This window comes from Flavobacterium sp. P1_E4 (genome assembly GCF_056405915.1).
Genome location: NZ_JBFUBE010000004.1, coordinates 1 through 19,474, shown reverse-complemented (window position 1 = coordinate 19,474; position 19,474 = coordinate 1). Strand labels below are relative to the sequence as shown.

At 32.5% G+C, this 19,474-nt stretch carries 20 protein-coding genes and 1 tRNA gene; 4 read left to right on the top strand and 17 right to left on the bottom strand.

What is annotated here, in order from left to right:
• Positions 1-53 precede the first annotated feature (53 nt).
• The 6 genes from AC1DY0_RS05375 to udk all read right to left on the bottom strand — a co-directional run bounded on the left by AC1DY0_RS05375 (position 54) and on the right by udk (position 6,980).
• A complete protein-coding gene (locus tag AC1DY0_RS05375) occupies positions 54-590 on the bottom strand; it encodes a hypothetical protein (RefSeq protein ID WP_477187627.1) in 537 nt (178 codons plus the stop codon).
• A gap of 629 nt (positions 591-1,219) precedes the next feature.
• The gene (locus tag AC1DY0_RS05370) at positions 1,220-1,756 is read right to left on the bottom strand and encodes a hypothetical protein (RefSeq protein WP_477187626.1); all 537 of its coding nucleotides are present in this window, start codon (positions 1,754-1,756) and stop codon (positions 1,220-1,222) included.
• Between the two features lie 558 nt (positions 1,757-2,314).
• Positions 2,315-4,444, bottom strand: a complete 2,130-nt coding sequence (gene scpA, locus AC1DY0_RS05365) for a methylmalonyl-CoA mutase (RefSeq protein ID WP_477187625.1) — start codon at positions 4,442-4,444, stop codon at positions 2,315-2,317.
• A 79-nt stretch (positions 4,445-4,523) separates the two neighbouring features.
• On the bottom strand, positions 4,524-5,888 hold the full coding sequence (locus AC1DY0_RS05360) for a methylmalonyl-CoA mutase subunit beta (protein WP_477187624.1): 1,365 nt from the start codon (positions 5,886-5,888) through the stop codon (positions 4,524-4,526).
• A 35-nt stretch (positions 5,889-5,923) separates the two neighbouring features.
• Positions 5,924-6,247, bottom strand: coding sequence for an FtsB family cell division protein (locus AC1DY0_RS05355; RefSeq protein ID WP_116795895.1), 324 nt, complete (start codon positions 6,245-6,247; stop codon positions 5,924-5,926).
• A gap of 124 nt (positions 6,248-6,371) precedes the next feature.
• Positions 6,372-6,980, bottom strand: a complete 609-nt coding sequence (gene udk / locus AC1DY0_RS05350; RefSeq protein ID WP_477187623.1) for a uridine kinase — start codon at positions 6,978-6,980, stop codon at positions 6,372-6,374.
• Positions 6,981-7,335: 355 nt separating this feature from the next.
• Here udk and AC1DY0_RS05345 point away from each other — a divergent pair, with 355 nt between their 5' ends.
• Positions 7,336-7,698 (top strand): BlaI/MecI/CopY family transcriptional regulator, encoded by a 363-nt coding sequence (locus AC1DY0_RS05345; protein ID WP_116795893.1) that lies wholly within the window; start codon positions 7,336-7,338, stop codon positions 7,696-7,698.
• Positions 7,695-9,701 (top strand): M56 family metallopeptidase, encoded by a 2,007-nt coding sequence (locus tag AC1DY0_RS05340; RefSeq protein ID WP_477187622.1) that lies wholly within the window; start codon positions 7,695-7,697, stop codon positions 9,699-9,701. The genes AC1DY0_RS05345 and AC1DY0_RS05340 overlap by 4 nt, the downstream gene beginning before the upstream one ends.
• 142 nt (positions 9,702-9,843) lie before the next feature.
• Here the strand turns inward: AC1DY0_RS05340 and AC1DY0_RS05335 are convergent, their stop codons facing one another.
• From AC1DY0_RS05335 to AC1DY0_RS05295, 9 genes are all read right to left on the bottom strand, one after another.
• Positions 9,844-10,314: a CHRD domain-containing protein gene (locus AC1DY0_RS05335; protein WP_477187621.1), complete on the bottom strand. Its 471-nt coding sequence runs from the start codon at positions 10,312-10,314 to the stop codon at positions 9,844-9,846.
• Positions 10,315-10,487: 173 nt separating this feature from the next.
• Positions 10,488-11,030, bottom strand: coding sequence for a YceI family protein (locus AC1DY0_RS05330; RefSeq protein ID WP_477187620.1), 543 nt, complete (start codon positions 11,028-11,030; stop codon positions 10,488-10,490).
• Between the two features lie 9 nt (positions 11,031-11,039).
• A complete protein-coding gene (locus tag AC1DY0_RS05325; RefSeq protein WP_477187619.1) occupies positions 11,040-11,384 on the bottom strand; it encodes a hypothetical protein in 345 nt (114 codons plus the stop codon).
• Positions 11,385-11,492: 108 nt separating this feature from the next.
• Positions 11,493-12,356 (bottom strand): DUF5777 family beta-barrel protein, encoded by an 864-nt coding sequence (locus AC1DY0_RS05320; RefSeq protein ID WP_477187618.1) that lies wholly within the window; start codon positions 12,354-12,356, stop codon positions 11,493-11,495.
• A 5-nt stretch (positions 12,357-12,361) separates the two neighbouring features.
• A complete protein-coding gene (locus tag AC1DY0_RS05315) occupies positions 12,362-12,757 on the bottom strand; it encodes an OB-fold protein (protein WP_477187617.1) in 396 nt (131 codons plus the stop codon).
• A gap of 19 nt (positions 12,758-12,776) precedes the next feature.
• A complete protein-coding gene (locus AC1DY0_RS05310) occupies positions 12,777-13,145 on the bottom strand; it encodes a c-type cytochrome (RefSeq protein ID WP_477187616.1) in 369 nt (122 codons plus the stop codon).
• Between the two features lie 175 nt (positions 13,146-13,320).
• The gene (locus tag AC1DY0_RS05305) at positions 13,321-15,819 is read right to left on the bottom strand and encodes a carboxypeptidase-like regulatory domain-containing protein (protein ID WP_477187615.1); all 2,499 of its coding nucleotides are present in this window, start codon (positions 15,817-15,819) and stop codon (positions 13,321-13,323) included.
• 36 nt (positions 15,820-15,855) lie between these two features.
• Entirely contained in the window at positions 15,856-16,755 is a 900-nt protein-coding gene (locus AC1DY0_RS05300) for a FecR family protein (RefSeq protein ID WP_477187614.1), read from the bottom strand.
• Positions 16,756-16,805: 50 nt separating this feature from the next.
• The gene (locus AC1DY0_RS05295; RefSeq protein ID WP_477187613.1) at positions 16,806-17,321 is read right to left on the bottom strand and encodes an RNA polymerase sigma factor; all 516 of its coding nucleotides are present in this window, start codon (positions 17,319-17,321) and stop codon (positions 16,806-16,808) included.
• A 196-nt stretch (positions 17,322-17,517) separates the two neighbouring features.
• On the opposite strand from AC1DY0_RS05295, the gene AC1DY0_RS05290 reads away from it, so the two are divergent.
• Positions 17,518-18,537 (top strand): hypothetical protein, encoded by a 1,020-nt coding sequence (locus tag AC1DY0_RS05290; protein ID WP_477187612.1) that lies wholly within the window; start codon positions 17,518-17,520, stop codon positions 18,535-18,537.
• 210 nt (positions 18,538-18,747) lie between these two features.
• Here the strand turns inward: AC1DY0_RS05290 and AC1DY0_RS05285 are convergent, their stop codons facing one another.
• Both AC1DY0_RS05285 and AC1DY0_RS05280 read right to left on the bottom strand, forming a co-directional pair.
• Positions 18,748-18,921: a GIY-YIG nuclease family protein gene (locus tag AC1DY0_RS05285; protein ID WP_477187818.1), complete on the bottom strand. Its 174-nt coding sequence runs from the start codon at positions 18,919-18,921 to the stop codon at positions 18,748-18,750.
• A gap of 120 nt (positions 18,922-19,041) precedes the next feature.
• Positions 19,042-19,116, bottom strand: a tRNA-Pro gene (locus AC1DY0_RS05280).
• Positions 19,117-19,265: 149 nt separating this feature from the next.
• Here AC1DY0_RS05280 and AC1DY0_RS05275 point away from each other — a divergent pair.
• Positions 19,266-19,474: FAD-dependent oxidoreductase (locus AC1DY0_RS05275; RefSeq protein WP_477187611.1), on the top strand; the 209-nt coding region annotated here is incomplete at its 3' end.

Below are 19,474 nucleotides of genomic sequence, written 5' to 3'. Positions count from 1 at the left end.
ATTAAGAGGCGGTTTGGAAATGATTTACCAAACCGCCTCTTAAATTTTTTAGTTTAGCTTTTTTCGATAATTTCTCCTTTCGGATTTACTTTTAATTTAATTACTTCGTTGTTTTTTTTGAGTTTTAAATTGTATTCTTTTTTTGTAATATCCCCATTTTCTTGAGTGTAGAGATATTTGTCATTTACAATTTTCCAACCTGGGTATGCTTTGTATACAGAGTAAATAACCGCATGAGGTAACATAGTATCAGTGTATTTTTCAACAACACTAGTTAGTTTACCTTTCATGTCGTAAGTTGCTGATAATGTTCCTTTTCCTGTGGATAAAATGACAAGATAATTTTCATATCCCTCATAGTCTTTCCCTAAATCATAAGCTACAAATTCTTTCTCAAGCTGATTAACGGTTATGTCTGGGTTTTTGTCTGGTAAATAATAGGAGAAATCTTTACCAGCGTTTTTAATAACAATTTCTGGTAGGTCTACTGTGCTCATATTTCCTTCGTCATTACCTTCTCCTATCTTATTTTGAGAGTATGAGGTAATATGCATTCCCAAAACTAATGCAATAATTAAAACTGCTTTCATAATATTCTATTTTAAATTAATATTATATTTTGAAATTTTATTTTTAAAATAAATGGCAAGGCTTATTCATTTTCTTCCCCTTTTTGTTATATTATTTATTCTAAAAACTATTATAAAAATAGGTTAATTTTAATGCATGTATTGTTAACGCCTTGCTTAAAGGATGTTAATTTAAAAAGCTTTTTTTATTCAGATTGAAAGTCCTAAAATTTTAATTATTAAGCAAGTACCTCCCAATTTTAAATTTTAAGATTGAAAAAAGGTATAGTATATGAGAAATAAATGGAGTTAGGTTATTCTTTGACGAATAGTTTGTTTCTGGAGATTGGAATTTTTATTTGTGTTAGAGGAAAAGATATAAAGAAATGAAAAGAAGATAACTTTTAGGAAAAATTAAATGGATAGAGTATCTATTCAGATATTGTTTTGGAAAAATAGAGAAACGTTTTATTAAAGAGGTTTATAGAGTTTCGTTAAGGAAGCTATCTGAGAATTTGGAGGTTACGATACTTCTTTTATTGTTCCTGACAGTACTGCAAAAGTGATTTCAATTGTATTGAACCTTGAATTTTTATTATTAAGAGGCGGTTTGGAAATGATTTTCCAAACCGCCTCTTAAATTTTTTAGTTTAGCTTTTTTCGATAATTTCACCTTTCGGATTTACTTTTAATTTAATTACTTCGTTGTTTTTTTTGAGTTTCAAATTGTATTCTTTTTTTGTAACATCCCCATTTTCTTGAGTGTAGAGATATTTATCATTTACAATTTGCCAACCAGGATATGCTTTGTAAATTGAATAGATGACGGGGGTAGGCAGTTGCGTATTGGCATATTTTTCGACAACACTGGTAAGTTTTCCGTTGGAATCATAAGTGGCGGTCAAAATCCCATTTTGTCCTTCAAGAATTACAAGAAAATTTTCAAAACCTTCATAGTCTTTTCCTAAATTATAGGCAATAAACTCTTTTTGTAGTTGTTTAACACCTGGATCTGGGTTTTTATCTGGTAAATAATAGGAAAAATCTTTTCCTGCATTTTTAATAACAATCTCAGGTAGGTCTACTGTGTTTATATTTCCTTCATCATTACCTTCCCCTGCATTATTCTGCGAGTATGAGGTAATATTCAATCCTAAAACTAATGCAATAATCAAAACGGTTTTCATAATATTCTATTTAAAATTAATATTATATTTTGAAATTATATTTTTAAAACAAATAGTAAGGCTTCTTAATTATTACTTCCCCTTTTTGTTGTTTTATTTATTTTAAAAAGTGTTATAAAAATAGGTTAATTATAAAACATGTATTGTTAACGCCTTGCTTAACGGATGTTAATTTAAATGAATCTATTTTATTCAGATAGAGAGTTATAAAATTTTAATTATTAAGCAAGTACCTCCCAATTTTAAGTTTTAAGGTAGAAAAATATAGGATAATGTTTAAAAAATAAATCTTGTCTGGCTAATCTTTGATCAATAGTTTGTTTCTGACGATTTGGCTTTTGCTTGAGTTAGTTTAAAAAAAACTATTGAAAAAGAAGAAGATAACTTTTATGTAAATCCAAATGTATAGATTATCAATGCAGATATTGTTTTTTTATCGAAGTATTTTAATGTAGTTATTCAACACTTTAATAGCTGATTAAAGTGCTGAATAACTATAAAAAAGTAAAGAATCAATTTAATGTTGTCAATTGATTTTTTTTTAAAAGAAGGGTCTTATTAATCAATTAGAATTTCTAAAATTTGAATGGCTGCATCACTTATTTTTGTACCAGGTCCAAAAACGGCTACAGCTCCAGCATCAAATAAAAATTGATAATCTTGAGTTGGGATTACTCCACCAACAATAACCATAATGTCTTCCCTTCCGTATTTTTTTAATTCTTCGATTACTTGGGGAACCAATGTCTTATGACCTGCCGCAAGCGAGGATACACCAAGGATGTGCACGTCGTTTTCTACAGCTTGTTTGGCTGCTTCTGCTGGTGTTTGAAATAGTGGACMTATATCCACATCAAAACCCACGTCGGCATAGCCTGTGGCTACTACTTTGGCACCACGGTCGTGACCATCCTGTCCCATTTTGGCAATCATGATTCTTGGGCGACGTCCTTCTTGTTTGGCAAAGGCATCCGCCAGTTGTTTTGCTTTTTCAAAGCTTTTGTCGTCTTTCATTTCTTTGCTATATACTCCGCTAAAAGATTTAATTTGTGCTTTATATCTTCCGAAAACAGTTTCCAATGCATCGCTAATTTCTCCCAATGTACAACGATTTCTTGCTGCTTCAATTGCAAATTCAAGTAAGTTTCCTTCTCCAGTTTCGGCACAAAGCTTCAATTTTTGAAGGGATGCCTGTACTTTATCTGAATCTCTGGAAGCTTTGATTCTGTCTAATTGTTCGAGTTGTTGTTGACGAACCATTTGATTGTCTACATCTAGAATTTGTAATGGATCTTCTTTTTCCAAACGGTATTTGTTGACTCCAACAATGATATCTTGACTACTGTCAATACGAGCTTGTTTGCGTGCTGCAGCTTCCTCAATTCTAATTTTTGGAATTCCAGTTTCAATGGCTTTTGTCATTCCACCCAATTCTTCAACTTCTTCTATGAGTTTCCAAGCTTTTTCTGCAATTTCGTTGGTCAGGCTTTCTACATAATAACTACCAGCCCATGGATCTACAGTTTTGGTTATTTTGGTTTCTTCCTGTAAATAGATTTGGGTATTACGGGCAATTCGAGCCGAAAAATCAGTAGGTAAAGCAATCGCTTCGTCTAGTGCATTGGTATGTAGGGATTGTGTTCCTCCAAAGGCTGCAGCAGTAGCTTCGATACAAGTGCGCGCCACATTATTAAAAGGATCTTGTTCCGTTAAACTCCAACCTGATGTTTGGCAGTGAGTTCTCAGTGCCAATGATTTATCGTCAGTTGGGTTGAATTGTTTAATCAATTTGGCCCAAATCATTCTTCCTGCTCTCATTTTGGCAATTTCCATAAAATGGTTCATCCCGATTGCCCAGAAAAAAGAGAGGCGAGGAGCAAAATCATCAATTTTCATTCCCGTAGCCAATCCTGTTCTGATATATTCCAATCCATCGGCCAATGTGTAAGCTAATTCGATATCAGCCGTTGCTCCAGCTTCTTGCATATGGTATCCCGAGATGGAAATGGAATTGAATTTCGGCATTTTGTTGCTGGTGAATTCAAATATGTCAGCTATGATTTTCATTGATGGAGTAGGTGGGTAGATGTATGTATTACGCACCATAAATTCTTTCAAGATATCATTTTGAATGGTTCCAGAAAGTTGCTCCGGTTTTACACCTTGTTCTTCGGCTGCAACAATATAAAAAGCCATAATTGGTAAAACGGCACCGTTCATAGTCATTGAAACCGACATTTCGTCAAGTGGAATCTGATTGAATAATACTTTCATATCTTCAACAGAGTCTATGGCTACTCCCGCTTTTCCAACATCACCTACTACTCGTTCATGATCCGAATCGTAACCTCTGTGCGTGGGTAAATCAAAAGCGATTGAAAGGCCTTTTTGACCTGCAGCTAAGTTTCGTCTATAAAAAGCATTGCTTTCTTCAGCAGTTGAAAATCCTGCATATTGTCTTATTGTCCAAGGTCTGCGAACGTACATAGTTGCATAAGGCCCACGCAAGTTGGGTGCAAAACCAGCTCCAAAACCAAGATGCTCGATAGTTTCTATATCTTTTTCCGTATACGTTTTGTGAAGTTCAATCCCTTCAGCAGTTTGGAAATTTTGTCCCAAGTGTAAAGAGTCAGTTTCCAAATTGTTGGAATTGTCAAGCTTTATATGTTGTAAATCTTTTCTTTTCATTTTTTTAGCCTTTAATCACTTTAGTTACTTGACCAAATTGATTTTTAGTTTCTATTGAAGACTGAATATTGTAACTTGATTACTCTTCAGAAAGTCTTTCCTGCTCTAATTTTTCCGCCAATCTTTTTTCAATTATTGGAGTAATCAAAGTTTTTCTCGGTTTGATTTTTACAAAAGGAAACAATTCTAAATCATTTTTCATTTTGTCATTTTTGTTAGGATATTTATTGGTTCCCAAAAGTGTTTCTTTTCCAGAATCAAACAAGCTTTGTTCGGCATCCGCGCTTTCCTGTATTTTTCTTTTGATTAAACCTTCGTTCAGCTGCTTTAGAAAACCTCCGTTGGCTTCAATGTCTTTGAATAATACTAATGCTTTTTCGGCCAATTGATTGGTTAGGCTTTCGATATAATAACTCCCATCGCCAGGATTATCCACTTTGTCAAAATAACTTTCCTCTTTTAGAATCAATAATTGATTTCGAGCAATTCTATCTCCAAATTCATTGTCTTTATGATACAAAGCATCATATGGCAAATTTGCAATAGCATTTGCTCCACCAAGAATAGCACTCATACATTCGGTTGTGGTACGCAGCATATTCACATTGTAATCGTAGATAGTTTTGTTGCGCTTTGTTGGAGTTACCAGCAAATGACAATCCAGATTATGATTGTATTCTTTGGCTATGGTTTTGAAAAGGATTCGAAAAGCGCGAAGTTTTGCGATTTCGAAAAAATAATTGGCTCCTACAGAAATCTGAAAAACGATAGGTTGATTTATTTCTGGAATTCGATTGAAATATTCATTGGCGTGTGCCAGATTGTAAGCAATTTGCTGTACCATAGTGGCGCCGGCATTTTGATATAATCCACCGTTTATACTTATAATCGAAAGAGTTGAGGTTTCTTTTGATAATATATTTAAGGTGTCAAAGTTGTTTTTCTCTTGGGTATTGTACCAATTTCCGTCTTTGGCCAATTGTCCAATTGGATCTAAAAGACAATAGACAGTCGCTTTTTTTTCTTTTKCAATAGCGTTAATMTTTTTAACGAAATCGATTGAAATAAAATTGAAATGAAAGTAAATGGCAATTTTTTCTAAAGGAAGTTTTTCCAATAGTTTTCCAATATTTACGGTTTCTTCCGGAATGGTAAAACGCAGACTTTCGGCTCCACGATTGATGGAATCCAACGCTTTTTCAATTGATTTTTCTATATCAAAGACATAGATGTTTTGGCAAATTTTGAATTGCGAAGCTTTTGTGGAGACGGTATACTTTTTAGTAATATCTTCTTTATCGTAAAATGGTTTTACTTTGATGTCCTCGGGTGAATTCCAGATTACCGTTTCGTTATAATCGGCTCCTTTGAGTTCAAATTGAATTTTTTGTTTCCAAAGTTTTGCAGAAACAGGGCTGAAATCGTCGAATAAATTCTTGGCCATTTTTTAATTGTAATTAGATTTGAAATGCGATAGGATTATTTTTTTTTGACAGTATCACCATCAAATTCGATGATATAAATATCTTCACTATCTTTTTTCATATAGTATTTTTCCCGGGCATATTTTTCAATTTGCAAAGGATTTTTTAGCTGTTTGATGTTTTCTTCATCCTTTTTTATTTCACCCTGATAATAAGTAGCATTGTCTTCTAACTCATTAATTTGTTTGTCTAGAAAGCGATGTTCAAAATAGGAGTAATTATCCAAAAATACCATCCATGTTAAAAATGATAACGAGACCCAAACGTACTTGTTACTTAGGAATTTAAACCAAGATTTGTCTTTAAATGGGTTTTTCATTGGGAATATTTTTTAATCCAAATTTAATGGGGAACGACTATTTGTTTTATAACTCCTTAATTTACATTATACAAAATGCAACAAAGAATATTTGTGAATTAAACACGATAAAATTACAACAAAATTATAAAATACGTTGATTAATTACGGCGCGAACTACATCGATGGCTACAGTATTGAATTTGTCGTTTGGAATTATTATGTCGGCATAGGCTTTTGAAGGTTCAATAAATTGTTCATGCATTGGTTTTAGTGTACTTTGATAGCGGCTCAGAACTTCATGCATGTCTCTTCCACGTTCGGCAATATCTCTTTTCATACGACGAATTAAGCGTTCGTCTGAATCGGCATGAACAAATATTTTGATGTCAAAAAGATTTCTTAATTCGGGATTTGTCAGGATTAATATGCCTTCCACAATCATTACTTTTCTTGGATGGGTAACAACGATGTCGTCGGTTCTATTGTGTTGCACAAAAGAATAGACAGGTTGATTAATGGTATTTCCGGCCTTTAATTCTTTGAGGTGCGCTACCAACAATTCGAAATCAATAGCTCTTGGATGGTCAAAATTGATATGGGAACGGTCTTCGTAACTCAGGTCGTGCGTTTGTTTGTAGTACGAGTCTTGAGCAATAATTCCAACTTCAGCTTCGGGTAATTCATTCATGATTTGATGTACCACGGTAGTTTTTCCTGATCCTGTTCCTCCTGCGATTCCTATGATGAGCATAAAATAGATTTATTGTGTTTTAAGGTGCAAAAATAGGGATTTATATTTTTAAAAATAGAATTGATTTGCTCTGGATTATATTGGCATAAATAGAAAAAGGATTATTAGCGTATAAGTCATTTTATTTGAATTTGTGCTTCTCATTGAATTAGTGTTATTGTAAAATTAAGAAATAATGGGTTGGTTTTGTTTATAAATATGTTTTTAGTTTACTGTTTGTTAGTGTTTTATATGATATTTTTTTGTTTTTAAAATGTATGTGTTCAATGTTGGTACTAATCAATTAGTTAAAATACTAACAAATTAGTTTGCCTACTAACTAATTAGTAGTATCTTGCGCTAAAATATTTTAAGAATGATAAAATTAGCTAAGCGAGAAGAACAGATAATGCAAGTGTTTTGGGATTTAAACAAAGCCTTTATTAGGGATATAATTCCATTATTGCCAGATCCAAAACCACATTATAACAGTGTGGCAACAATAGTGAAGATATTGGAGGAAAAAGGGTTTCTGAATCATGAAACAGCAGGGAATATGCATAGTTTTTTTCCAGTTATCAGTAGAGAAGAATACCAACAATTTGCATTGAAGGATATTGTTAGCCAGTATTTTGATAACTCGTATCCTCGAATGCTTGCTTTTTTTGCTAAAGAGCAAAAGCTTACAGAAAATGAATTGGATGAAATAGTAAACATCATTAAAAAAGATAAAATATGATACCTTATATTTTGTATACAGCCCTTATTCTTTCTGCCTGTCTTATGTTTTATAAGTTGCTTCTGCAAAAAGAAACTTTCTTTCAATTGAACAGGCTTGTTTTGCTCAGCTGCATGATTTTGGCTTTTATTTTGCCATTGCTTCCGGTTCCTCAGCAACTGTCGTTAAGGAAAGATGCTATTGAAAAACATATTCCTTTGGCAGAAACGGCTGTTGACAAAAATCAGGCTGTCCAGTTAAAAGCACCGCCAGTACAGGAAGTGTTTATTGAACAAGCTAAACAGACATTTGATGTTGACTTGTTGCTCCAATGGCTAGTTTATTTGTATTGGTTTGGTGTATTAATCTTTGCGCTTAACTTTTTGATGCAGGCTTGCGTGCTGTTGTATAGAGCGTATTCCTTATCGGCAATTCAGGATGGTAAATTTCGAATTGTGGAAATTACCGGCGACAAAGCTCCTTGTTCATTTGCCAACAATATTTTTATCAACCCAGAGAAATACGAGTGGGAAACGTATACTCAGATTTTGCAGCATGAAAAAATTCATATTGAGCAAAAACACACTATTGACCTTTTACTTGCTGAAGTAGTTCTTATTTTTCAATGGTTCAATCCTTTTGCATGGCAATGGCGAAAAGCATTGGAAAGCAATCTTGAATTTTTGACTGATGATAAAATGCTGCAGCAGGACACTGTTGAAAAAGAAAGTTATCAGTTTAGTCTGCTTAAGGTAGCGGCACCCCATTTTCCATTGAGTCTTACAACTAATTATAATCAATCATTAATCAAAAAACGAATCATTATGATGAATTCAAAAAAATCAAGCGTGCACACTACTTGGAAATATTTTTTCCTGTTGCCTTTATTAGTCTTGTTTGCCTGCCTTTTTAATCAACCGGTAGCGCAAGGACAAACTCTAAGTTTAAATGAAGAATCCAAAGAGCCAAAGGAGCAGTCCAACATTCAAAATGGAATGAAAACAGAAGGGAATTGGTTTGCCACTATCAAAGGCAATACCATAAATATCCAATTCAAAAGTGATGAGGATGATACTTCTTCCAGTAGTTTTCAGTTGAATGATTTTAGTAGCCTTCCAAGAGATAAAGAAGGTTCATTTACGTTGACACGTGAAGCAGGAATAATGTATTTTATTGGAAAATTTGAAGGAAACAAAGGAATGGGAACCTATAAATTTACTCCTAATAAAGATTATAGTGAGAAGATGCGTCAAAATGGAATCGATATAGAAGAAGACAACGATATAATGGTATTCTTTATGGTAAACATTAAACATTCTTATGTAAAAATGCTCAGTAAAAATGGTTACAGGAATTTAGAGAACGATCAACTGATTCCTCTTGCATCCCTTGATATTGATGAAGCTTATATCACTTCAATTAAACAGTCGGGAATTACAGATTTTGATTTGGAGAACCTGATCCCTTTTAAGTCGCTTGGCATAGACAAAGCTTATATCGAAGAGATTCGTAAAGCGGGTTATAAGGATCTTTCATCAGATAACATTATAGCATTGAAATCTCAAGGGATTGATGGGAAATATATTGCTGATTTCCGTAGTTCTACTAAAAACAATGGTAATGATGAAATGGATGACGACAATATCATTGCTTTTAAATCTATGAATATTGATAAGGCATTTATTGATTCTTATAAAGAATTGGGATATAATGATCTTTCGAATGATGATCTTTTGGCTATGAAGTCGCTAAATGTAACCCCGGAATACATAAAGGGTTTTCAAAAAGCAGGATTTAAAAACATCAAACCAGATGATCTATTTGCTTTAAAATCACAAAATATAACACCTGAATTAATAAAAGAGTATCAAAATCTTGGGTTCAATGTTACAAATCTAGATGAAGTTATTGGAGCAAAAGCAACAGGAGCTTCACCATCTTTTATTAAATCGATGAAAGAGAAAGGACATGATTTTAAAAGCTTGGAAAAGTATATTGAATTGAAGTCTGTTCTTGATAATTAAGTTATTATAACTTATTAAGATAAAAAAGGGCTTTTAATCCTAGTCCTAACATAATAAAAAAACTAGAGTTGTAATGACTAAAAAAGCCCAAACCAAATATGGAATGGGCTTTTTTTAAAAAAAAAATGAGGAAGAGTTGGTTTTAATAAGATCCACCACCACCATCGCCACCAGAAGTGCCGGTTTTAATAAGTGTTCCTTTTATTTCTCCATTAGGAAAAGCTACAGTATGTAAGTTTACATAATAGTGATTGGCCATAAGTTCCACTATTTGAGCATCAGTTATAGCAAATGATAGAGTAAATGGAGAGGTTGTAACAGATGTATCAGGAAATGGAAATACAACTGATCCGTCGGCAGCATGTATATGACCATGATTGGGCGTAAATCCTGCCGTATAGGTTACCGTAATTTTAAATGTTTTTGCAGTCTGGTTAAATTCGAGTATTGCATCACCATGTGCGGAAGAACCAGTACCCTCTACTGGAGTTAACGTAGCTTTAAAAGTCACAATAACAGGAGTAGGAGTAGAATTGTTATCATCACTATTGGAGCAAGAAATTCCAATAAAAAGCAATAATAAGATTGCTGAAAAATTAAATACAGATTTCATGATTACATATTTTAAGGTTAAAAAGACAATTATTAAATTTTCACTATTATTTAAAGAAGAGTAAAACAAAATTTACTGGTTGGGAATGTTTTTCAAAATGGTAATCCAGTGATACAATTGCATTATAAAAAACATGCTTGCCATATGATACGGATAATACTACTTTTAAAAATTTATTTTTTATCAAGAATAAAATCTACATCAACATTAACATCTTCCGATACTTTGCTCTTCACAATACCGGGTATTTTTATGTTAAAATCCTGAGTTTTGACAGTAAAACTACTATTGATATATAATTTTTCCTCTTTTGAAAGCAAGCTGATTTTGGTTTTAATTTTTTTGGTAACACCATGTATGGTCAAATCACCCTCCAAATCGTATTTTCCCGAAGTGGCTAATTTTGAGGCATCAAAATTTGTGATTTTACCTTTAAAAGTAGCTTTTGGATATTTGGAAGATTCCATATAATTTTCATTGAAATGTTCTTCCATCAAAGGGACTTTAAATTTGAAAGACTTTATCAAAGCCAACGCGGCCAATTCTCCATTCGATTCATCAAAAATCGCAGAAACTGAATTATTTACAGCTGCTACAGGCTCAAAGGAAGGTACTGAGGCCTCAAATTTTATTTCACCAGTTCGGGTCATCATCTTCTGGGAGAAAATTATGTTTCCCACCAAAAAACATATCATTAAGAAGGCTGCTTTTTTCATTGTTTTCGCTTATTTTTCCACAAACCCATTAGCCACCCAAAGTTTTATCAAATCAATATCCGACTGTGGTAATTTTCCTCCTTGTGGCATTCTTTCCCCACAATTTTCCGATTCTATTCTGCAAACCAAATTAACGTTGATACAAGCATTTTTTACTCCTTCATAAGTTTCAAGATTGGGATATTGATTTGTACCGTAATGACAGCTAAGGCAATTGTGATGAATTATATGCTCTATGTCTGCTTCATAAGTAGGGTTTCCTGTCTTTTTGCCAATCTCGTCATAAGTATTAGATTCGCAGGAAACGATGAATACAGCAGATAATGCCATCAAAAAGAGTTGCGTTTTTTTCATACGTAGATAATATTTGTTTTTTAACTGAATATGGAATTCGCATATCATCATTGGTGTTTACTACCAATTTAAAGTCATGCTCATTTCATTAGTATATCTTATTAATTTTTAAAAAACCCTGTATAAGTTAAATCCAAAATAGAGGCTTCCTCCATTCCATTTTCCTGTGGCATTGGAAAACACATAAACATCATTCATCGTTTGGCAATTAGAGAATACTAACTGAAAAATATGCCCTCCCGTGTCTATGTCCAATCCCATCGAAAGTAAATCATGATATACCGTGTTTTCTGGTGCGTTTATTCGAGGTGCATATTCTAAATTCACACTTAACCTTTTTGTTAATTTGTATCTTCCTCCCATTCCTATTGTAAATTGATCTTCTCTTTCTGTAGTTTGATCATATAGGTCTTTATGGATATAAATTGGTGTTAGTTCTGCCGAAAACTTCTCAGTGAATTTTCTGGAAATCAGTAACTGGGTAGAATAAGCAAAACGATTATAGGTTTCTAATCCAGGATAGATATCTGTGCTTAAGTTTGTATTGATATCCATAGTGTTGTAGCCTACAATAGTGACAGGAAACCCATCTGTTTCTTGACTTTTCAACCTGTATTTTGCCGTTAATTCATAAATTTTATTATTGGTTTGTCTTGATAGTCCAACTGATAACCAGTTTGTAACCCCATAAATACCCCCTAATTTTGTGTAGGCATCATCAAGTCCAAAAAAATTGTCTAACCCTTCGGTTAAATCGCCAAAACGGTGTGAAATAAGTACATACCATTCTCCTTTGGCAGTTAGTTTCGTTGATTGCATATTACAAATTTGCAGTCCTTTGAAACTCGCAATTTCAACTTGCTTTTCTTTGGATTTTACGGTGTCTAACTCCTTTAGCAAATCATCTTGCGCCGATGCTTGACTGGTGAACGAAAGACCAAATACTAAGGGTAAAAAAAATTTTAGGTTCATTTAGTTTAATTTTTGATTATAAAACATTGATCCAATTTTAACTCGCCCATCAAATCATCATAACCCACAACTCTCCCTTTTACGGTTACCATTTTGCCTTTTTTGATTGATGAATCCTGATTTTTAAAATCACAAATAATTATCTCGTCCAGAATAACTTCATTTCCATTGGAAGCAGTGATTTTCCCTTTGATAGCCACTGCTTTTTCAAGATATTTTTTATTTGCGGTTTCGATGTCAGTGATAAATTCTGAGGTAATGGATGCTGAAGTAACTGTGAAATTCGTTTTTTCGGATGTCAAGTTTCTGGCACCACCATGGATTACATAATTATAGGCAAATGAGCCAATCAGGATAATTGCGATTAGGGCAAAAAGGATTATTTTGATTTTTTTACTCATTTCTTTTTAACATACGTCTTTAATTAGGCATACCGTTGGCAATCCATTTATTGATCAAATCAATATTAGCCTGTGACAATTTCCCGCCTTTGGGCATCACCATTGGATCTCCGGCCGGTTTTCCTATTCTTTCTTTTATATCCGAAGATCTGGCACTTACTTGTTCATACGTTAAAAGTGGATGATCGCTTTGTTCTCCCCCAGGGCCATGGCAGGTAATACAATTCCCATCTATAATTGCTTTAATATTTGCCGTATAGGTAGGATTGGTTACTCCTCCTGTTGGTGGTGTTACGGGAGGAGTCACTGGATCATCACCGCCTCCACTACATGACATTATTGTCGAAGCTACAACTAGCACTAAACAGACTGCTTTTAATTTTTTCATAGTCAATTAATTTATTCGATTAATAAAATAGACCTCTCGAGTCATTTTTTACTCTTTTAATAGGATTCAATAGTTAAAACAGCTTTGATGCAGATTACCCTACCAAAAGAGTTATTATTTTATTAAAAAAAATAAAAAAAGGACAAGGATTTTTCACAAACTTTGTAGAAATAATTTAAAATGAAACTCTAAAACTCATATTTGGAGTTCTGCGAAGTGCGGATGTTTCAACTTCCTCTATAGAATTTGTTAAAGAACTTATTCTATAATATTCGTTGATTTCATTTTTCCTGTTTAGAATATTTAAAATTGATATTCCTAATTTGTATTGAATTCCATTTGTAGTTTCCCACTTATAAGTCGAGGAAAAATTAACTTGTGAAAAAATATTTACATTGGTATTGTTAGGTTTGTTGTAAACCAGTACGGGATTGGAAAGGTCAATTTGAGAACTGTCGGGAGAGGTTTTTGGTCTTCCTGAAGACAATTTTGTTCCCAATGCAATTTTGAAATTATTTTTCTCATAAATTCCTGCCCAAGATAAAGTATGGGTTAACTCAAAATTGTTTGGAAAACTTGGGTATTCATAATTGGTAAACTGATAATTATTTTTATTATAGGTATAACTTAACCAGGTCAGAAAATGATTTATTTTTTTCTGAACAAGCATTTCTGTTCCTAAAACTTCATAATCGCCAGTTGTTCGAATAAATTCTAATTGGTTTTGAAAACCTTGGCTGGAGGTTGTAATTCCGTTTACTTTTTTATAAAAATTTTCTATATCTAACAGCCAATTATTCTTTTTATAGAATAGATTTAAGGATATTTGTTTACTTTTTTGAATGGGGATCGTTGTGTTGTTTGAGAGAATCCAACGCCTTTTTTCAATGCCAAAATAATCTTTTTGCAAATCAATGATTTGTTGCGAATTCTGGCTTTTTACTTCGCCCAACACTTCTAAATTTAAGCATTTATTGATGCCATAACTAAATTGAATACGGGGTTCTACAATAAATTTTTCAAATTTTTCGATATAATTAATTCGAGCTCCTGCTTTAAAATATATTCTGGAAAGCGTATCATTATATTTCCCTTCCAAAATTAAGGCGTGGGTCCTCAGGACGTCTTTAACTTTACGATAGAAATCAGGATTGCTTACCTGTTCTAAATTAGTGACTCCTATTTCGTTAAATTGATATCCTTCATTAAAATTAAATTTAGAGCTAATGATATGATTGTTCTCTAAATTAATTCCATTATTGTTAACAGTATTTTCCTGAATGACGATTTGATTGCCAATAGTATTTCTTTGGTCAGCCAAAAGTTCATAGGCCGAGTTATAAATATTAATTTTAGTTGTATTGAAGTTATTCCACTTTCTTTCCCACGCTAAATTTCCGCCATAATTCTGTTGGCGCAAAACATTGTTTTCCGATTTGTTTATGTCGTTTACTGTCGCGCTTTGAAAGACTTCTAAGTTGTCCTGTATGGTTATTAAATCCAGTATCAATTGGTCTTTAAGACCAATTTTTTGAGCATATTTAAGAGTAGCGTCATAGAAGCCAAATTTTTTATCACTTTGATAATCGACATTTTGGATTTGTGAAAAATCAGTGATTGTAGTATTCTGAAATACTTTATTGAAATATTCTTTGTACGTGGGTGTTTCTACAAAATCAGTAATGGATTTACGTGCTGAAATTTCGAAATAGCTCTTTTTCGAAATATTGTACTTAGCATAAATATCGGCATTAATCATATTTATTCCTGCACTGATTGCATTTTTTTCGTCTGTTTCGGGAGTTGAAGAAATAGCAACTACACTGGATACACTTTCTCCGAAAAATGCAGAACTACCATTCTTATAAATTGAAATGGTATGTGCAAGATTAGGATTGAAGACGGATATTAAACCAAAAAAATGTCCCGTTTGGTACATTCGTATTCCGTTCCATAAAAATAAATTCTGATCGTGTGTACCACCACGTACATTGATACTCGATACACTTTCATCTATACTGTTTACGCCAGGTATTTGCTGCATTGCCTGTAAAGCATCAGGTTCGATAAGTCCCGGTAGAATACCAAATTTCTTAGGTTTAATTTCAAATGATCCATCTTTGTTTTTTGAAATTCCTGAAGCCAAAATTGCATTAGTTTTAATTTCTTCAAGTTCTGTAATTTCAGGTTCTAATAGTATTTGGAGACAATTTTCAGAGACTGAATCATCCGCCACAATTCTTTTGGTTATAAAGCCTATATGACTGATCAAAAATATAGTTGAATCCGCTTTTTTAAACTCAAAATAGCCATTTGAATCAGTTGTAACCTGAGTTTTATTACTGAAATTAATATTTGCGTTGTCAATAGGTTTTTTTTCCGTACTAGAAAAAATGTACCCGCAAATTATTTTGGATTCAGTATCTTTTTTGTAAATATTAACGAATTTGTTGCCTATATTTTCAAAAGATAAATTGGTTTCTTTTGCAAGATATCGTAGTTTTTGATCTAAAGAAAGGGATTCTTTTGGGGGATTTATTTGGAGACCAGCAATATTATCCTCGGTGTAATTAAAAGTAACCTGATGTTGTTTTTCAATATCATTAATGATTTTTTTAAAAGGCATAACTTCTCCTTTGTCTTGAGCAAAAAGATTCAAGGCAAGGAAAAACATACAAAACAAAAAATGAAATTGTTTTGGGTGCAACATTTATTTTTTGTCAAAAATTATTTTATTTTTTTCTGCTTTTTCTGCTTTTAAGTGGTAAGTTGTACTAATGATTTGTAATGCTACATCCAAGTCTTTAGCGGGTAATTTTCCCGTAAATAGGGCGTTAGTATCTTTTGTGTTTAATTCAATCGTTATGTTGTATTGCCTTTCGACTTCGTCTAATATGGGTCTAATATTTTCTCTATAAAAACTCATTTGGTTTTCCATCCATTCTGGTTTCAATGAATGTGTTCTCATATTAATTTGTTTTCCGTTTTCAAAAATAACGCTTTGACCATGAGTTAATAAAATTTGAGTATTTGCATAATTTACCTTCACACGTCCTTCATAGCAGACTACATTAAACCTGTTTTTTCGGGCTTTAACGTTAAATTGAGTTCCTAAAACCGTTACTTTTCCAAGACTGGTCAGTACTTCAAATCGTCTCCCTTTGGATACCCTGAAATAGGCTTCTCCTTTTAGTTCAAGATATCTATTGTTATCCCAGTTCCATTTTTTATAGTTTATTTCAGAACCGGAATTTAATACCACTTCGGAATTATCCGGTAATGAAAAAGTTGTTTTTTCTCCAAAATTTGCTGTTTGAGTTTGGGATACAAAGAATTTCAATGAAATAGTAATTCCAAGAGCCAGAACAAATATAGCGGCTACACGAAACATCCATTTTTTATTTATAAAAATTACTTTTGGAGCGGCTTTTTTCTGCTTAAGAATGTTCGATAACATAGCATTTTCATCCAAATCATCAACCTCCAAATGTTCCGTATAATTTTTTATTTTTTGATATTTTTCGAAATCAGGGTTTGATTTAAATTCAGCTAATTCATCCTCCGACAAATCATTGTCGAGCCATTTTGCTAATAATCGATTTTCTTTCATTTTGCTGGTATTATATCATTAAAACAAATGGAACTAAATTTCCCCTACTTTTATAACTCAATTTCTTTGCGCAAGCTTAGTAAAGCCAAATGAATGCGCTTTTCGACTGCCTTTACGCTAATGTTTAAATTCAAGGCAATTTCGCTGTATTTTTTTCCATCAATTCGATGCATCAAAAAGGCAATTCGATGTTTTTCGTTCAAGTTTTCAATAGCTTTCAGAAGTTTGGCTTGAAATTGTTTTTCCTCCAAAAGATATTCTGGATTTTCATTTGTTTTATCTAAACCAGTGAAGTTTTTTTCATATCTCAAAACAACTTTTTGATGTGCAATTTCGTTCAAACTGCTATTGTTTGCAATAGTATAAATATATGATTTTGCTTTTTCTATCGGTACTGATGCACAATTTTGCCAGAGTTTTATAAATGCTTCCTGTGCCAAATCTTCTGCTTGGGTTATATTGCCAAATTTGTAAAAAAGAAAATTCCGAAGTGCTTTTACCTGACTTTTAAAAAAAGACGAAAAGATTATTTCGTCACAAGTGTCTGATTGGTTTTTGTTTGGCATTTAGATTTTTCAATTTGTACTTAACAAAAGTATTTATTTTTAGTTTAAGTAGGGTAAAAGTAAAGCTGATTGTTTTATAGAGGTATGAAATGTTGTTTTCTTTTTGATAATTTTAAAAAATGAAATCGAAACCCTTGATGATGAATTTGTTAAAACCAGGTTCTTTTAATTTTATTATCTTTGTAAAAATATAGATATGTCCCCTTTAAAAAAATATTTATCAATAGTAGTTTTCTTGTTTTTGTTTTCTTGTCAAAGTGAAACGGACGAGCAAAATTATAATCTACAAGGAACAGTTACAAGTGTTTCTCCTCTTACTACTTATTTGCAAAGGGTTGCAATGGTTAATACAGTCCAGGATAATGTAATCGACGGATCTACTTACTGTACCATAAAACTTCCTTATACTGTTACTGTCAATAATGAACAAATTGCAGTTAATACAACTGCCGATTATCAAAAAGTAGTTGATAATATCAATGCAAACAGTAACGATAATGATATCGTAAAAATAGATTTTCCCGTAACAATGATCTATTATAATTACTACGAAAAAAATATTCCTAATGAAACCGATTTTAATTCCCTAATCGATTACTGGAATCGTTACCCTGATCTTTTATCTAAAATCAATGGACTAAACATCAATTATCCCATAACGATCAATATATATGACAGCTCAAATCAAGTAGGAAGTTCTGTATCGATTGTAAGTGATCAGGCATTTTTTAATTTTATAAAAAACTTAAGTAGCAGTGAGTATATTTCATTAAATTATCCAATTTCTATAGTTGATTACAACAATCAAACCAAATCAATTACAAGTAATTTAGATTTTGAAAATGCTATAAAATATGCCATTGATTACTGCCCTGAAAATAACATTGTAGCACTTGATTTTGCAACAACAATAACAAATGGTTCTTGGGAAATACCTTATTTTTATGTTGATTCAGAAAAAACCGCATCTTATAGTGGATATTCATTCGTCTTTAATAGTGACAAATCGGTTGTTGCTACCAATGGGACTATTTCTGAAACAGGTCAATGGGAAAGTACAGTACAGAATGGTGTTAGGGAATTAAAAATAAATTTCAGTTCTGAATTACTCAGTAAATTAAATGATAATTGGGAGCTGTTTGAGTTTAATAATTCGAAAATAAGATTACGTGATGTAAGTAATAGTACTAGTTATCTTTATTTTGAAAAAAAATAAATGCTAAGTACTTGATTTTACTAAATTGAAATATCGAACAAGAAAGCCTGCAAAATATTGATTTTTGCAGGCTTTTGAATTTTTAAGTCGGGGTGGCAGGATTCGAATCGGCGGTCTTCCCGCCTTAGCGGGACGCTATAACCGAGTTACTCTATACTCTAATTTAAAAGAAACCAATATCAGCAAAATATCTTTTGGGACCTCTTTTTTTTATTCTAAAAGCATTGCTTCAGAAAGCGTTGTTAATTCAATTTTATAAATCAAAACCCAAGGCTTATCATTTTTAGTTGATAAATTCAATCTTGAATTATGTCTTTGTAATCTGTTTTCAAGATTGTCAGTTTGACCTGTATAATATTTTAAGTAACTTTTAATGAATAAGATATATACGATTTACATGAAAATTTGCATTTAACTGCAGTACTTCTTTCATAAGTGGAGCACGATAACGCAACAATATTTTTTTACAAAAAAAAAGCCGAACATTGCTGTTCGGCTTTTTTGTCGGGGTGGCAGGATTCGAACCTGCGGCCTCCTGCTCCCAAAGCAGGCGCGATAACCGAGCTACGCTACACCCCGTAATTCGAGTGCAAATATAAGGTTTATTTCTGCTTTTCAAAGTGATTTTGTAAAATAATTAAAATTTATTTAGGCATCAGTTTTTTGGATTTATTAGAGTGTGTATTTTTTATAATAAAGATTACATTTGCAATTCAAAAAATAAAAATATGTCGGATACAATAGAAAAAATTAAATGCCTTATTATAGGTTCTGGGCCAGCGGGTTATACTGCGGCCATATATGCAGCAAGAGCCAACATGAATCCTGTGTTATACCAAGGAATGCAACCAGGAGGTCAATTAACCACAACTAATGAAGTAGAAAACTTTCCTGGATATGTAGATGGTGTTACCGGTCCAGAAATGATGGTTCAGTT

Coding starts and splice junctions, on each gene's coding strand:
- AC1DY0_RS05340 (WP_477187622.1), top strand. CDS start 7,695: ATGATACCTTATATTTTGTATACAGCCCTTATTCTTTCTGCCTGTCTT.
- AC1DY0_RS05315 (WP_477187617.1), bottom strand. CDS start 12,757: ATGAGTAAAAAAATCAAAATAATCCTTTTTGCCCTAATCGCAATTATC.
- AC1DY0_RS05355 (WP_116795895.1), bottom strand. CDS start 6,247: ATGAAAAACCCATTTAAAGACAAATCTTGGTTTAAATTCCTAAGTAAC.
- AC1DY0_RS05320 (WP_477187618.1), bottom strand. CDS start 12,356: ATGAACCTAAAATTTTTTTTACCCTTAGTATTTGGTCTTTCGTTCACC.
- AC1DY0_RS05375 (WP_477187627.1), bottom strand. CDS start 590: ATGAAAGCAGTTTTAATTATTGCATTAGTTTTGGGAATGCATATTACC.
- AC1DY0_RS05290 (WP_477187612.1), top strand. CDS start 17,518: ATGTCCCCTTTAAAAAAATATTTATCAATAGTAGTTTTCTTGTTTTTG.
- AC1DY0_RS05325 (WP_477187619.1), bottom strand. CDS start 11,384: ATGAAAAAAACGCAACTCTTTTTGATGGCATTATCTGCTGTATTCATC.
- AC1DY0_RS05300 (WP_477187614.1), bottom strand. CDS start 16,755: ATGAAAGAAAATCGATTATTAGCAAAATGGCTCGACAATGATTTGTCG.
- AC1DY0_RS05305 (WP_477187615.1), bottom strand. CDS start 15,819: ATGTTTTTCCTTGCCTTGAATCTTTTTGCTCAAGACAAAGGAGAAGTT.
- AC1DY0_RS05335 (WP_477187621.1), bottom strand. CDS start 10,314: ATGAAATCTGTATTTAATTTTTCAGCAATCTTATTATTGCTTTTTATT.
- AC1DY0_RS05310 (WP_477187616.1), bottom strand. CDS start 13,145: ATGAAAAAATTAAAAGCAGTCTGTTTAGTGCTAGTTGTAGCTTCGACA.
- AC1DY0_RS05345 (WP_116795893.1), top strand. CDS start 7,336: ATGATAAAATTAGCTAAGCGAGAAGAACAGATAATGCAAGTGTTTTGG.
- udk (WP_477187623.1), bottom strand. CDS start 6,980: ATGCTCATCATAGGAATCGCAGGAGGAACAGGATCAGGAAAAACTACC.
- AC1DY0_RS05330 (WP_477187620.1), bottom strand. CDS start 11,030: ATGAAAAAAGCAGCCTTCTTAATGATATGTTTTTTGGTGGGAAACATA.
- AC1DY0_RS05370 (WP_477187626.1), bottom strand. CDS start 1,756: ATGAAAACCGTTTTGATTATTGCATTAGTTTTAGGATTGAATATTACC.
- AC1DY0_RS05295 (WP_477187613.1), bottom strand. CDS start 17,321: ATGCCAAACAAAAACCAATCAGACACTTGTGACGAAATAATCTTTTCG.